Here is a 15028-nt window from a genome sequence, read left to right as displayed (position 1 = left end):
GAGGGTCTGACTACGAATCAGAACGTCATAGGTTCGAATCCTATACGCCGCACCATTTGAGATTAAAGCTCCCGGCAACGGGGGCTTTTCTTTTACGTAAACACTGCATGGATTCGAACCTCGGTCGAGGCGCGGGCGTAAAGCGGACTATTTCCTGTCGACTCGTGTAAGATTCCGAGTAGGTGTCGCGGCCCATCCGCGATCACTCCTTCTCTCAACGACCGATCAGGGTGATACTTCGTGGCAGAGCGTCCGACATACAAGCTCAGGTTTCTCGATCCCAAGAAGCGCTTTCCGGTGATGCCCGAGCAGCCTGCGGGACGCTCATATGGCGTGGTCTGGAAACTCTTTGGCGAGGACCCGCATGAATCATGCTATGCCGTCGAATTCGTTGGCAAAAGTCATGTGTCGCTTTTGGGCTACGTAAGCGTTTCGGGTGAGGTGTACAAGGTGGACCGCCCCGTCAGCGAGGCTCCGCTGCCCAACGATCCCGACATGGAACTGGTCCTTGACGAGTCGGATTCCAGTATTGGTGAGATTATGGTAAGGGAAGCCAACGGTGCAATGCGCGCGTGTGCGCAAACTGCCGGCTCTCCCGAAGGCCCCATGCGCGAGCAGTCCGACCACGAGACATGGAATTCGACCCGCGCCCTTCCTTACGGCGAGTTCATGGCCTCGATGTTCTTGCGCTACGTGATATTTGCCAACTCCGAAAGCGCTATTGTGAACACGGCGGACGCCGGCGGACTCGACGAGGGTATGCAAAACGTTGTCGACAAGATCAAGCTCGTAAAGTTGCCCGAGCCGGTCGAGGTGTTTTTGGGCTTTAACACGGCACCGCTCCCCGATGCTATCGAGACGCTGCTCTACCGCGTTGACCATGCCGAGAATCCGAGCGGTATCGAGCGCTATGCCGCCGCCCTTATGAGCGAAATTGACTTGCCCCGCCTGCGCACCATCGCTGCCAAGTCCGAGATGAGCCTGGCTCGCATTGATCGCTCAAAGATTTTCTATCTCAATTTTGATCGTAGCCTGTTGGACCAGGACGAGATTGACATGCTGCTTGCCATCGAGTGCCGTCTTAACCGTCTCTCCGGCATCCTTGAGCACATCGGGGCCGGATTGGTCCCTGCGGCATCCTCGCCGAGCCTTGAGGGCTGCGCGCTCTTTGATGCGTGGCATATCGCCAAGACGACCAACGATGTTCCCCGACTGCTCGATACAACCTCGAGCGATAACCCGTGGGGCAAACCGGGTACGGTGGCTTGCCAGCCGGGCGGTGAGTGGGATGTGCGTACCCGCTTCGCGCGTATTGTCGAGGCACTTAACGTGGTCACGCGGCTCGACTATACCTATCGGGCAAACGTTGCCGAAGGGATCATGCTCGTTCGGTTTGGGCAGTCTGTCGTTGATGCCATGCCGCAACGTGAATACGACGCTCAAGATGACGCCTGGCACGAGCTGGACGAGGACACGCGCACGATCTGGGCCGCGGAGCACGATGCGCGCGTGGCGCTCACGCTTGCGGCAGCGTGTTTTGCCGCGGGCACCTGCATCACGCGCTGCTATGTGCAGATTGCTGCTCCCGACAGTGAGCAGGGCGAGCGCGTTGTCGCAACGTATTTCTTTGGGCGCGCGGCCTATCTGGCCGATTGCGTGCCTGTCGCCAAGGATCTTGAGAGCATGGACATGGACGATATGCCGTGCAAGCGTGTGCTTGAGGCGTATGAGTCAACCGCTCCGGAGACGATTGAACCTGCGGAGGTTCATGCTCGTCCGCGTGATGACCATCGCATGCTGCCGCCGGCGCTGCGCGATCTGCTGCTTGCCGATACGGCTGACGAGCTGGAGGTCATGGAAGAGGACGACGACCCATACGTGGCCCGTGTTGTTGAATTGCGCGAGCAGGCAAAAGTCGACCGTACAGGTGCTTTTGAAGGCTTTTCCCGTCTTGTTGAGGAGTTGGAGGCCAAGTGCGCCGTCGCCGAGCTTTTGGCGACAGGTCCGGTTCAAACGCAGTTTTGCGATAACCAGCTGGTGCGCATGATGCTACCGGTGTTGGAAGAAGACCGCTCTGTGCGAATCCTTCGTGCGCCCGATGCGCTGTACTTTGCCCAGCACGAGATCTGCAGCTTTTATGCCGAGCAAGAGGACTTTGAACGAGCGCTGCCCGAGGTGCGCCATCTTTACGATCTGGCGCGCTCGTCCATGCAATCGCACTTTGCGCTCATCAACGTGCTTGCGCGTCTGGAGCGCTTTGACGAGATTATCGAGGTGGCGCGCCACGGCCTACGTATTGCCAGCGATCGCTCTGCAATCGGCTACCTGTTCTATCGCCTGGCGTTTGCCTATTGGAATTGCGATCAGCTCGACCTTGCGCTGGCTTGTTACCGTCTGGTGCCACGTGGCGAGGAGTCGGGCAGCAGCGCGCTGGAAGAAATGCAGGGCCTTATGAACGAGATGGGCGTCAGCGAGCCTCCGACGTTCGAGGAAGCGGTCGAGACCATTCGCAAGGCTGGACTCGAGCTGCCGCCAGTGTCCGCCGTGACGAATCAGCTGGCAGATGCCGCTGTTCAACTGGTCGACAACGGCTTCTTTTTCCTGGCACGCGGTTGCATCTTCCAAATGTGGCGCACCATGGGCAACGACGAGCTCGGCTCCCTCAACCGCTCGCTGGGGTAGGCGAAGCTTCCAATGAGGAAAGGATGCTAGGCAATTAGAAAATTTCCTCTTGCCCATCTTAGGCTGTTTGGTTACTATAGAACGGCTGTTACGGAGAGCTGACCGAGAGGCCGAAGGTGCTCGCCTGCTAAGCGAGTATGCCCCAAAAGGGCATCTGGGGTTCGAATCCCCAGCTCTCCGCCAGTACGAATTTGAAGAAGGGTCTCATTTGGGGCCCTTTTTTGTGCGGAGAAAGGAGGCTGGGGATTCGAACCCGAGAGGGCACGGGCGTTAAGCAAACGCGAAAGCGTTTGTAGCCCGTGGGCGAAAAGCCGCCAGGCTTTGAAGCCGGAGGGCATGCGTAGCATGTCCGGACATCCCCAGCTCTCCGCCAGTTTAACTTTAAAGAAGGGTCCCATCGGGGGCCCTTTTTTATTATCGAGAAAGGGCGCTGGGGATTCGAACCCTCAAAAATAAGGCGCCCCGTTGGACGCCTCATTTGGTTCGATGTGATATCGCTCCGGCCCTACGCCTTGGGCGCCTTGGCTACGGTCTCGCTCTCGGCTGTGAGCGGGCGGTTGTCGATGCGGCGGCCCAAGCGATCGAGCTTCACGAGCAGCCATTCAATGGGATTCGGCCCTGCGCCTTCCTCGTCGGCAACCAGGTCCATGACGGCGATCTTGGTGCCGTCCTGCTTGAGTGTAACGCTGCCCACCTTGTCGCCCACATGCACCGTGCCCGAAAGATCGTCGTAGCTAACCTTTTCGGTCACCTCGCCGGCAAGAGAAAACACGGTCGCTTGCGCCGTGGGATCGGCGAGCGTGGCGTCGATTGTCTTATCCGTCCAGTCGGTTTGACTAATGCGCGCCATAAGCGGGTTGCCGTTGGCGGTCTTTTCTTGCGTGTTGGCGATTGCGACCGTCACCTTGTGACCGTAGTACCAGTTGGCAAGGGTGGCGGTATCGGTAAAGCGCTGATCGGTGGTGGTGGAGTTCAAAATAACGGTGTAGATCTCGTCGCCGTCGCGGTTGTAGGCGCTCGTAAAGCAATAGCCCGCGTCGTCGGTGGTGCCGGTCTTGCCGCCGATGTTGCCATCTTGGCCCAGCAAATAGTTATGCGTGTCCATGGAATGCGAATGGTCGGTGCCGTCGGCGCCCGTGACCTCGATCCAGGAATCCTCGCTCGCTACGACCTCGCGGATCGTGTCGTTTTTCATGGCCTCCTGCATCATCAGCGCTACGTCGTGTGCGGTTGAGTGCATATTGCCAGCCCACTCATCAAAGTCCAGACCATGCGGGTTTTCAAAAAGCGTACCGGTACAGCCGAGCTTCTTAGCGCGCTCGTTCATGGCCTTCACAAATGTGGCCTCGGCGTCTTTGGTCTTGGGGTCGATCTTCTTGCCCACATATTCGGCGAGCACGATGGCGGCGTCGTTGCCCGAGGGAATCATCAGACCGCGTAGTGCCTGCTCCACGGTAAGCTCGTCGCCTTCGAGCAAGCCGGCGGTCGAATTACCCACGGTGGCTGCGGCGTTGCTCACCGTGACCTTCTCGTCCATCTTGCAATTCTCGACGGTTAGGATTGCGGTCATGACCTTGGTGATCGAGGCGATTTTGACCTGCTCATCGGCGCCGCGCCCATAGTAGACGGTACCGTCTTTGCCCATGACGAGGGCATTGGTCGCATCGATATCGGGCAGGTTTTCGGCCGTGATGCCGCGCGCATCGGCGGTTTTGCCGCAAACATTGTCGGTCGTGAGCACTTGGGCGCCGGCGACGGTGGGCGCGCCAGCGGCAAGGGCGATAGCGCAGACAAAGCCGGCGGCAAGCTGGGCTGAGCGCTTTGCAAAAGAGGTGAGGGACTTCACAGATTTCGCTTTCGACGGGATGGTCTCTTCTGAAACTAGAGTATATCGTTTGCCGGCGTCGGCGATCATCGCGTGCGTGCGTGGCCCACATCCGCGTTCGAACGGGCACAAGGGTGCTTAAGACCGACTTAATCACCCACGCTTGTTGTGTGTGGCGTGCGTCGCCTCAGGCATAATGGAGCGCGAGAGGAGCACGCATGAACGAGCGCATACTGGTAGTTGATGACGAAAAGGCCATCGCCGACTTGGTTGGCATCTACCTTACAAAAGAGGGCTTTGATGTCCAGATTGCCTATAGCGGGGCCGATGCTGCCAAGGCGATTTTGGAGCAGGAGTTCGATTTGGCGCTGCTAGATGTCATGCTGCCCGATATCGATGGGTTTGAGCTGCTGCGTACGATCCGTTCCAGCCATACCTATCCCGTGATCATGCTGACGGCGCGCGATGCCCAGCAAGACAAGATCGGGGGCCTTTCGCTTGGCGCGGACGATTACGTGGTTAAGCCGTTCCGTCCGCTGGAGCTCATCGCGCGCGTGCACGCTCAGCTTCGCCGCTACACCAGCTGCGGTAGCCGTGCACAGGCGGCCGAGTCGCCGACCATTCAGCTCGACGGCTTGGAGATCAACCGCGACGCTCGTTCCGTGACGGTGGACGGTGCACCGGTACGCCTCACACCCACCGAGTATTCAATCTTGCTGTATCTGGTCGAGCATCGCGGCAGCGTGGTGGCCGTGGAGGACCTGTTCCGCGCGGTGTGGAGCGAGGATTTTATGCCCGGCTCCAACAATACGGTGATGGTGCACATTCGCCACTTGCGCGAAAAAATCGGCGACGACGCACAAAAGCCACGCTTTATCAAAAACGTCTGGGGCGTCGGCTACATCATCGAATAGCGCCTTTGATGGTGGGGAAGTGGATATGACAAAAGACGATAGGCAGGCATTCGAGGTACCCGATCGGCTCTTTGAATACGTGAGGTCGGTCGTCGACAACCGCGCACTTGCAACGGTGCTGCTCTTTTTGCTGAGCCTGCTGCTGATTGGCATCGACAACATCGCCGGAATCTTGACGGTGCTGCTTGCCGGCTTTTTGCTGATCGATCGATTTGAGATCGTGCGCCGCTGCATGGTGATTGGCGGCGCCGCGTGGGCCATGACGTTGGCGATTGGCGCCATGGCGCTCGGCGGCATCGAAGGGCCGGTGCTGTTCGATGCCGGCTTTGTATTCAACATGCTTGGCTTTGTGCTGGCGCTTGCCGCGTGCGTGCTGTTCTTGTGTGGCCGCGCCCTGTACTACCAGGGCTACGAACAGGGCGAGCAGCATGCCGATTGTGTGCTGGCCGCTCGTATTCAAGATCGCCTGATCGATCACCCCGACACCTGGGACAACATCGACGGCGACTTCTTGGAGGTCGAGGGCGCCCTTAACCGCGTGCGTGACCGTGAGCGCAAGGTGCAACAGGCCTTGCGTGACGAGTCGCATCGCAAGGACGATCTGGTCACGTACTTGGCACATGACCTACGCACCCCGCTTGCCAGTGTGGTGGGCTATCTTTCGCTGCTGCAAGAGGCTCCTGAGCTGCCGGTTGAGCAACGTGCGCACTTTACGGGCGTGGCTCTCGACAAGGCGCACCGGCTCGATGCACTCATCGAAGAGTTCTTCGATATCACACGCTTTGACTTCCACGATATCGTGCTCACGCGCGGCTATGTTGATCTGGGGTTGCTGCTGGCTCAGGTGGCTGACGAGTTCTATCCCATCCTCAACGAGCAGCATAAGGAAGCCCAAGTTGATATCCACGAGGACCTGACGGTGCTCGTGGATGGCGACAAGATGGCTCGCGTGTTCAACAACATCATGAAAAACGCCGTCGCCTATAGCTATGAGGGCTCGACTATCACGATTGAGGCCGGGCGCCAAGACGATGGCGGCGTGCGCGTTCGCTTTATCAATCAGGGCGATCCTATCCCTGCGGCTAAGCTCAAGGTGATCTTTGAGAAGTTCTATCGCCTGGATGCGGCGCGTGCGACCAATCGCGGTGGTGCCGGTCTGGGCCTTGCTATTGCCAAGGAGATCATCGCGGCACACGGCGGTACCGTTGTATGTGAATCGACGCCCGAACACACGATATTCACCATCGAGCTGCCCGCCGCATAGCCAGCGTGCCCTTACAAACACTTGACAATGCGCTCACGTGCATATGAGCCGCGATTTCTACTATCGATACTGCTGAATTGATATCGATGTGGAGGTATGCGGTATGACGGCTGCTGCGGCTGTGGAGCCCACGGAGCTTGAAGAACTCATGGAAGCGCAGGCCGAGGCCGCGCACGAGCGCGAGGTTGGGGATGCGACTCGCCCCACGGCAGAGGATCTTGCCGCCTCGCCGACGCGCATCGACGTCGAGGGCCTCGACCTGTTCTATGGCGACCATCATGCGCTCAAGGACGTGAATATCAAGATCCGCGACAAGCAGATCACCTCATTTATCGGGCCTTCGGGCTGCGGAAAGTCCACGTTGCTGCGCTGCTTTAACCGCATGAACGACGGCATCAAGGATTGCCGTATCGAGGGCAAGATTGCGCTCGATGGTCAAGATATCCTGGGCGATTACGACATCTGCCGTTTGCGCCAGCGCGTGGGCATGGTGTTCCAGCGCCCCAACCCGTTTCCCATGAGCATCTACGACAACGTCGCCTACGGTCCTCGCGGAATGGGAGTGCGCGATCGCGTCGTGCTCGACGAGCTGGTCGAAGACTCCCTGCGACGCGCCGCCCTGTGGGACGAGGCCAAGGACAAGCTCAAAGAGTCGGGTCTGGGTCTTTCGGGCGGCCAGCAGCAGCGTCTGTGCATCGCCCGCGCGCTGGCCGTGCAGCCCGACATTCTGCTGATGGACGAGCCGACCTCGGCACTCGACCCTGTGTCGACGCTGGTGGTGGAGCAGCTGGCCTGTGAGCTCAAAGAGACCTGCACGCTCGTGGTCGTTACGCACAATATGCAGCAGGCGGCGCGTATCTCCGATTCGGTCGCATTCTTTTTGCTGGGTGAGCTGGTGGAGCACGCGCCCACCGCGCAACTCTTCAAGAATCCGACCGATCCGCGCACGGCGGATTATTTGACGGGGCGTTTTGGCTGATACCATCTAGTAAAGGTACCTTTAGGGTTAAGATGCGGTCATGCCGGCCGCAAAGGGGTTCAACATGATCTATTACGTCGAGGACGATGACAACATCAGGGATTTGACGGTCTATGCGCTGCGCAAGCAGGGGATTGAGGCCGAAGGCTTTTCGTGCGACGGTGAGTTTAAGGCTGCCGTGGCGCGACGGGTACCCGATGCCGTCCTGCTCGACATCATGCTGCCCGATACCGATGGCTTGGCGATTATGCGTCGACTGCGTGCCGATCGCCTGACGGCGACGGTGCCCATCATGATGCTTACCGCCAAGGATACCGAGCTCGACAAGGTGATGGCGCTCGATGGCGGTGCCGACGATTACCTGACTAAGCCGTTTTCGCTCATGGAGCTTGCGAGCCGCTGCCGCGCACTGCTGCGTCGCGGCGGCATGGTCAAGCAGGCGAGCGATGTGCTCAGCGTGGGCGACATCGTGCTCTCGCCCAGCCATCGCGAGGTGACCGTTGCCGGCGAGCCGCTTAAGCTCACCCTGCGCGAGTTCGACCTGCTCGAGTACCTCATGCGCAAGCCCGGCGTGGTTTTTACCCGCGAGTCGTTGCTGCAGAGCGTGTGGGGCTGGGACTTCGACGGCGGTTCGCGCACCGTTGACGTGCACGTGCAGACGCTTCGCCAAAAACTGGGCGAGCATGCCAGCGCCATCGAGACCGTGCGCGGCGTGGGCTACCGCTTGGCCGAGCCTTCTGCCGGCGATGGTGCCAAAGGCGACGACACCGCGGCCACCGCATCGGAGGAGTAACCCGTGGTCTTCGCCCCCCAGGGAAAACATACGCTGTCGCACCGCGTTTTTGTGACGATCTTTGTCTGCGCCATGGCGGTTATCGTGGCGTTTACGGTGCTGGGTGCGTTCTTTGTGCAAAACACCTTGGCGGATGCCACGAGTGCCAATCTGGCGCAGGAAACCGAGCTCATTGCTGCCGCTCTCGACGAACAGCAGGAGCCCATCCCGTTCTTGCGTAGTCTCGATCGCGAGGACTTGCGCATCACGCTGATTAACAAGGATGGATCGGTTGCCTACGACAACGAGGCGTCGCCTTCCACACTGCCCAACCATGGCGATCGCCCCGAGGTCATCGAGGCCTTTGAGAGTGGTTTGGGTTCCGCGGAGCGCGCAAGCTCTACGCTCGACGAGATTATGCTGTATCGCGCCGTCGCCCTTGATAACGGCCAGGTTGTCCGCTTGGCGCAGGCCCAGCCTGGCGTTGCGGCGATTTTGCTGTCGATGGTGGCGCCGATGCTGCTTATCGCAGCAGCGGGTGCGGTACTCTCGTTTTTTATGGCGCGCCGCGAGTCCCGTGCCATCATCGCGCCGTTGCAAGAGGTGGATTTGGACCACCCACGCCGTAGCTATGAGCACGCCTATGCCGAGATGGTCCCCATGCTTGAGCGTATCGAGTCGCAGCGCCAGGAACTCAAGCGCCAAATGGCGGTGCTAGCGGACAACGACCGTATGCGCCGCGAGTTCACGGCGAATATCACCCATGAGCTCAAGACGCCGCTTACGGCGATTTCGGGCTATGCCGAGCTCATCGCAAACGGCATGGTCGAGGGCGAGGGCGACCTGCGCAACTTTGGCGGTCGCATCTATCGTGAGGCGGGCCGCTTGGCAGCGCTTGTCAACGATATCCTTACGCTGTCTAACTTGGACGAGGCCGAGCGTGCAGCTGAGGGCGAGGCGGTGCCCATTGGGTCCACGGAGCCTATTGAGCTCTCGCGTGCCATCTACGCGGTCGAGCAGCGTCTTGAACAGGTCGCCCGTCAGGCGAATGTGACGATAAGTCATGAGACCAAGCCTGTGGTCATCGAGGGCGTGTCGCGCTTGATTGACGAGCTCATCTATAATCTGGCAAGCAACGCCATCCGCTACAATCGACCCGGCGGTACGGTTACGCTGCAGTGCGGCACCAACGACGAAGGCCATCCGTTCCTTGCGGTCGCCGACACGGGAATCGGTATCGCGCCTGAAGAACAGGGCAAGGTATTTGAGCGGTTCTATCGCGTGGACAAGAGTAGGTCCAAGGCACGCGGCGGAACCGGTCTGGGACTTGCCATTGTCAAGCATGCGGCCCTGTATCATCACGCCACGCTCGATCTGTCGAGCGAGTTGGGCGTGGGAACCACCATTACGGTGACGTTTCCCATACAGCAGGACGAGCCATTCGCATAGCGATACAACATAGATATTGATGTAGACGCCGCATTTGACTTTCGGGTGCGGCGTTGTTGTGCAATTTTACGATTGCTTCCGACATTTTTACAGGAGAGCCTGTTTCTTATGTATAGAGTTTGGTCTCGGTAAAAAGATGCGATAACATACGGACAGTTTTGTCAATCCGAACTGGGGAAATGAAAGGCAAGCTGCATGACCCTTCTCGAACTGTTCCAGCTGCTGAAGAAGCACCTTCAGCTGGTCATCACCCTTCCGGTGGTCTGCGCGATCGCCATGGGCATCGTGTCCTTCGTTGCGATGGACAACACCTATACCGCGACGACGAGCATGTACATTCTCGCCAAGACCGACGATAGCGGTCAGATGAGCTACAACGATCTCTCGGCGAGTCAGATGCTTTCCAACGATATCGCCACGCTGCTGGATAGCGATAGCGTTAAGAGCGGCGCAGCCAATGAACTGGGCCTCACCGATCTGGATGACTACAAGGTGTCTGTTTCCTCCGAGACCACCACGCGTGTCATTACGCTTTCGGTTACCGGCACCGATGCCAAGGAGACGGCTAAGGTCGCAAAGGCCATAGCTAGCTCGGTGAGTACGGTCGCTCAGAACGTCGGCGCTGCCCAGAGCATCAACGTTATCGACGAGGCTAAGACCCCCGAAGCCCCCAGCGGCCCCAAGCGCACGCTGTATATTGCCGTCGCGTTCCTCGCCGGTATCTTTATCGCAGTCGCCTATGTCGTTTTGGCAGACATGCTCAATACCCGCATCCGCGGTGCCGAAGAGGCAGAAGAGCTCCTGGGCATTCCCGTTGTTGGCCGAATTCCGGCTATGAAAGGTGGTAAATAGGCATGGCTAAGGCAAAGAACACCGACAAGCTCGTTGTACAGAATGCCGCCAAGACCCTTCTGGCCAACATCCGCTTTGCGAGCGTGGACGACCCCATCCGCACCATCACCATTACCTCCTCGATTCCCAACGAGGGCAAGTCTACGGTTTCCATTAACCTTGCTCAGGCAATCGCCACGAGCGGCAAGTCCGTGCTTCTGGTCGAGGCCGATATGCGCCGCAGGTCCCTTTCCGATATGCTCGGCGTTCGTTCGCGCGGCGGACTCTATGCGGTCCTTTCCGAGCAGATCTCCATTGACCAGGCAATTGTCGAGACGGGTCAGAAGAACTTCTACTTCCTCGATGCCGAGCCGCATATTCCCAATCCTGCCGACATCATCGTCTCTCACCGCTTTGCCAAGCTGGTAAAGGCGCTGTCCGCCAAGTTCCAGTACGTCATCTTTGATGCTCCCCCGGTCGGCACCTTCATCGATGCTGCCGAGATTGCCAGCCTGACCGACGGCACGCTGTTCGTGGTGCGTGAGGATTTCACCAAGCGCGAGGAGGCGCTCAACGCCATCGGTCAGCTTAAAAAGTCCGAGAAGGTCAAGCTCATCGGTACCGTTATGAACTACTGCGAGACCGAGACCAGCGAGTACTACTACTCCTACTACACCAAGGACGGTAAGAAGGTGAAGAAGGGCTCCGACGATCAGGGGACTTCCAAAAAGGGCATCTTCACCAACCGAGCAAACGTTTAGTTGATTAAGGCTGACCTATGCGTGACATTCATTGCCATATCTTGCCGGGTGTAGACGACGGCGCCGCCGATCTCGATGAGAGCTTGGCGATGCTCGAGGCTGCCAAGCGGGCTGGTGTAACCAGAATTGTTTGCACTCCTCACTGCCGTGATCCCTATTTTGATTACGACAAGATGTGGGATGCCTTTGAGCTGCTGCGCGATAACGCTGACGGTTTTCCGCTCCAGATGGGCTTCGAGGTCAACCATCGAAAGCTCGTTGAGCTTGGTATCGATGCCGCGGAGCACTTGCATTTCGATGGGACCAACGAGTTTCTGCTCGAGCTTTCGACGCATGCCGATGCGTATGCGTTTAGAGAGTACGAGAACACGATTTACGATTTGCAGTGCCGTGGCTACCAGGTGATCATCGCTCATCCTGAGCGCTATCGTGCGGTTCAAAAGGATGTAAGCGTGGCGGAGCGCCTGGTCGATATGGGCTGCAAGCTGCAGGCTTCGGCGGACTTTATTGCCGGCGGTCGCTTTGGTCGCGAGAAAAAGCCGGCACAGCGCCTGTTCGATCAGAACCTGTACAGCTTCATCGCGAGCGATGCCCATAACGTGGGTCATTACGATTGCCTGGCGAAGGCTCGCGCGAAGTTTAGCGTGCGCGGAGCTCATTTTCGCTAAAATCTGTCCCTAACGTTCGCATTGAATGAAAGGGCAGCCATGGATATCCAACTTAAGACGGGATGCTTTGATGACGCGGCGTTGGTGCGCCGCGTCATTTTTATGGACGAGCAGGGCTACGAGAATGAGTTCGACGCTATCGACGAGGATCCGAACTGCATTCATGTGACGCTCTATGTAGACGGCGAGCTTGCCGGTTGCTCGCGCGTGTTTCCCGAAGAGCTTGAGCGCGCGGCTGACGCAGAGGCTCCGGTGTCGCCGGCGTGCGACTTGGACGAAGGTGTCGCGGCGGGGGAGACCTACATTATGGGGCGCGTGGCCGTGCTGCCGAGCATGCGCCGTCGCGGTTTGGCGAGCAAGATTGTCGAGGCCAGTGATACGTGCGCGCGTGATGCCGGCGCCAAGCTCATTAAGCTGCATGCTCAGGAATACGTGCTGCCGCTCTATGCCAAGGCGGGCTACACGCAGATTGCCCCGGTGGACTACGAAGACGAGGGCCAGCCTCATGCCTGGATGGCCAAGCGCGTAGATGGCAGATAGGAACGTTCCTTTCCTGCCGGCAGTTTGGGACACTCCTTGGCAATTGGCGCATCAGAGCGCTCGGACATACAGTTTTTCGATTCCGTATGTATATATGCGCGTTAATGGGTTATAAAATCTAAGTCTGAACATAGCAGGTCTGCGATGCGGCTCGGGCGACCGAGCCGTTTTTGCGGACAGGGGTAGCGCGAAAGGACTGCACATGCGTCAATTTAAGACCGAGAGCAAAAAACTGCTCGACCTCATGATCAACTCCATCTACACCAATAAAGAAATCTTCCTGCGCGAGCTTATCTCTAACGCGAGCGACGCCGTCGACAAGCTCAACTTTAAGAGCCTGCAGGACCCGAGCGTCAAGATCGACCAGGGCGACCTGGCCATTCGCGTCTCCTTTGATAAAGACGCCCGCACCATTACCATCTCGGATAACGGCATTGGCATGACCGCCGAGGAGCTGGAGCGCAATCTGGGCACCATCGCCCATTCCGGCTCCGAGGAGTTTAAGACCGAGAACGCCGAGCAGCAGGGCTCCGATGTCGACATCATCGGTCAGTTTGGCGTGGGCTTCTACTCGGCTTTTATGGTCGCCAGCCATGTGAAGGTCGTCAGCCGCGCCTACGGCGAGGATGTCGCCCATGTGTGGGAATCCGACGGTCTTGAGGGCTACACCATCGAGGACGGCGAGCGCGCCGAGCACGGTACCGATGTCATCCTGACGCTGCGCGAGAACGAGAAGCTCGATGCCGACGGCGAGGCCGAGACCTACGATCGCTTCCTGACCGAGTGGGGTCTCAAGAGCCTGATTCAGCAGTACAGTAACTATGTGCGTTACCCGATCCAGATGATGGTGTCCAAGAGCCGCCAGAAACCCAAGCCCGAGGACGCCGGCGACGATTACAAGCCCGAGTACGAGGACTACCAGGAGCTCGAGACCGTCAATTCCATGACACCGATCTGGAAGAAGCGCAGCTCCGATGTCGAGCAGAAGGACTACGACGAGTTCTACAAGTCCACGTTCCACGACTTTGACGATCCTGCGCGCACCATCAGCTTCCATGCCGAGGGCACGCTCGAGTACGATGCCCTGCTGTTTGTGCCGGGCCGCGCGCCGTTCGATCTGTACAGCAAGGATTACGAGAAGGGTCTGGCACTCTACAGCTCCAACGTCCTGATCATGGAGAAGTGCGACGACCTGCTGCCCGACTACTACAACTTTGTCCGCGGCGTCGTGGATTCCGCCGATGTGTCGCTCAACATCTCGCGTGAGACGCTGCAGCAGAACCGTCAGCTCAAGGCCATCGCCAAGCGTGTGGAAAAGAAGATCACCGCCGACCTTGAGGATATGCGTGACAACGACCGCGAGGCCTACGAGAAGTTCTTTGAGAACTTTGGCCGCGGTCTTAAGTACGGCATCTACTCGAGCTATGGCATGAAGGCCGATGAGCTCGCCGATCTGTTGCTGTTCTGGTCTGCCAAGGAACAGAAGATGATTACCCTGGCCGAGTATGCCAAGGGCATGCCCGAGGATCAGAAGGCCATCTACTACGCCGCCGGCGACTCGCGTGAGCGCTTGGCCAAGATGCCCGTGGTAAAGGGCGTGCTCGACCGCGGCTATGACGTGCTGCTGCTGACGCAGGATGTGGATGAGTTCACGTTCCAAGCTATGCGTGAGTACGTTGCCGCCGATATGCCCAAGATCTACGAGGACGACGCAGCTCGCGAGGCTGCCGAAAAGGCCGTGGCCGACGGTGCCGAGCCCGAGGTCGAGGATCGTCATCTAGAGCTCAAGAACGTTGCGACCGGTGATCTTGACCTGGCGACCGAGGACGAGAAGAAGGAGGCCGAGGACGCCACCAAGGAGAACGAGGACCTCTTTAGCGCTATGAAGGAGGCGCTCGGTGACAAGGTCGAGAAAGTCGCCGTCTCCGCGCGCCTGACCGATGCCCCCGCTTGTATCACCACCGAGGGCCTACTTTCGCTCGAGATGGAGAAGGTGCTCCAGAAGGGACCCGAGGGCGCGCCCGACGGCATGCCCAAGAGCCAACGCGTGCTCGAGCTCAACGCCAAGCACCCGGTCTTTGACAAGCTTGTCGCTGCCCAGAAGGCAGGCGACGCCGACAAGATCAAGCAGTACTCCGGTCTGCTCTATGACCAGGCCCTGCTGGTCGAGGGCATCCTCCCCGAGGATCCTGTAGCCTTCGCGGCGGCTGTTTGCAACTTGATGTAGTTCGGGGATACGGCACCGTAACTAGATTAGAACGAGAGTGGATAATCTCCCACTTTTGGCTCGAATGCGGGCTTGAAGTGAGAGATTTTCCACTCTCGTTTCCTTTTGAATGATCC

Annotated in this window: 12 protein-coding genes and 1 tRNA gene; 12 read left to right on the top strand and 1 reads right to left on the bottom strand. The window is 58.6% G+C overall.

Features of this window, described 5'->3' with window-relative positions:
* The first annotated feature begins 240 nt into the window (after window positions 1-240).
* Both LK493_RS02785 and LK493_RS02780 read left to right on the top strand, forming a co-directional pair.
* Window positions 241-2682 carry a tetratricopeptide repeat protein gene (locus tag LK493_RS02785; protein ID WP_227790052.1) on the top strand — a complete coding sequence of 814 codons (2442 nt, stop codon included), beginning with the start codon at window positions 241-243 and terminating at the stop codon, window positions 2680-2682.
* A gap of 92 nt (window positions 2683-2774) precedes the next feature.
* A tRNA-Ser gene (locus LK493_RS02780) sits at window positions 2775-2865 on the top strand.
* 322 nt (window positions 2866-3187) lie between these two features.
* Here the strand turns inward: LK493_RS02780 and LK493_RS02775 are convergent.
* Window positions 3188-4528: a D-alanyl-D-alanine carboxypeptidase family protein gene (locus LK493_RS02775; protein ID WP_161115704.1), complete on the bottom strand. Its 1341-nt coding sequence runs from the start codon at window positions 4526-4528 to the stop codon at window positions 3188-3190.
* A gap of 197 nt (window positions 4529-4725) precedes the next feature.
* On the opposite strand from LK493_RS02775, the gene LK493_RS02770 reads away from it, so the two are divergent.
* The 10 genes from LK493_RS02770 (at window position 4726) to htpG (ending at window position 14912) form a co-directional block, all read left to right on the top strand.
* Window positions 4726-5421, top strand: coding sequence for a response regulator transcription factor (locus LK493_RS02770; RefSeq protein ID WP_227790051.1), 696 nt, complete (start codon window positions 4726-4728; stop codon window positions 5419-5421).
* A 25-nt stretch (window positions 5422-5446) separates the two neighbouring features.
* Window positions 5447-6685 carry a sensor histidine kinase gene (locus tag LK493_RS02765; protein WP_227790050.1) on the top strand — a complete coding sequence of 413 codons (1239 nt, stop codon included), beginning with the start codon at window positions 5447-5449 and terminating at the stop codon, window positions 6683-6685.
* Between the two features lie 103 nt (window positions 6686-6788).
* Window positions 6789-7664, top strand: a complete 876-nt coding sequence (gene pstB, locus LK493_RS02760) for a phosphate ABC transporter ATP-binding protein PstB (protein WP_199575481.1) — start codon at window positions 6789-6791, stop codon at window positions 7662-7664.
* 64 nt (window positions 7665-7728) lie between these two features.
* Window positions 7729-8457 (top strand): response regulator transcription factor, encoded by a 729-nt coding sequence (locus LK493_RS02755; RefSeq protein ID WP_117786111.1) that lies wholly within the window; start codon window positions 7729-7731, stop codon window positions 8455-8457.
* A gap of 3 nt (window positions 8458-8460) precedes the next feature.
* On the top strand, window positions 8461-9885 hold the full coding sequence (locus tag LK493_RS02750; protein WP_117786112.1) for a sensor histidine kinase: 1425 nt from the start codon (window positions 8461-8463) through the stop codon (window positions 9883-9885).
* 195 nt (window positions 9886-10080) lie between these two features.
* The gene (locus tag LK493_RS02745) at window positions 10081-10737 is read left to right on the top strand and encodes a YveK family protein (protein ID WP_227790049.1); all 657 of its coding nucleotides are present in this window, start codon (window positions 10081-10083) and stop codon (window positions 10735-10737) included.
* A gap of 2 nt (window positions 10738-10739) precedes the next feature.
* A complete protein-coding gene (locus LK493_RS02740) occupies window positions 10740-11477 on the top strand; it encodes a CpsD/CapB family tyrosine-protein kinase (protein ID WP_227790048.1) in 738 nt (245 codons plus the stop codon).
* Between the two features lie 17 nt (window positions 11478-11494).
* Entirely contained in the window at window positions 11495-12145 is a 651-nt protein-coding gene (locus LK493_RS02735) for a tyrosine-protein phosphatase (RefSeq protein ID WP_022094060.1), read from the top strand.
* A gap of 39 nt (window positions 12146-12184) precedes the next feature.
* Window positions 12185-12685 (top strand): GNAT family N-acetyltransferase, encoded by a 501-nt coding sequence (locus LK493_RS02730; protein ID WP_099432637.1) that lies wholly within the window; start codon window positions 12185-12187, stop codon window positions 12683-12685.
* 202 nt (window positions 12686-12887) lie between these two features.
* Window positions 12888-14912, top strand: a complete 2025-nt coding sequence (gene htpG, locus LK493_RS02725; protein WP_227790047.1) for a molecular chaperone HtpG — start codon at window positions 12888-12890, stop codon at window positions 14910-14912.
* Window positions 14913-15028: the final 116 nt, after the last annotated feature.

This window comes from Collinsella aerofaciens, from assembly GCF_020709435.1.
Classification (GTDB): Bacteria; Actinomycetota; Coriobacteriia; order Coriobacteriales; family Coriobacteriaceae; genus Collinsella; species Collinsella aerofaciens_AU.
Note: the sequence above shows the minus strand (reverse complement) of the source record. Positions and strands in the feature narration are given on the sequence as shown.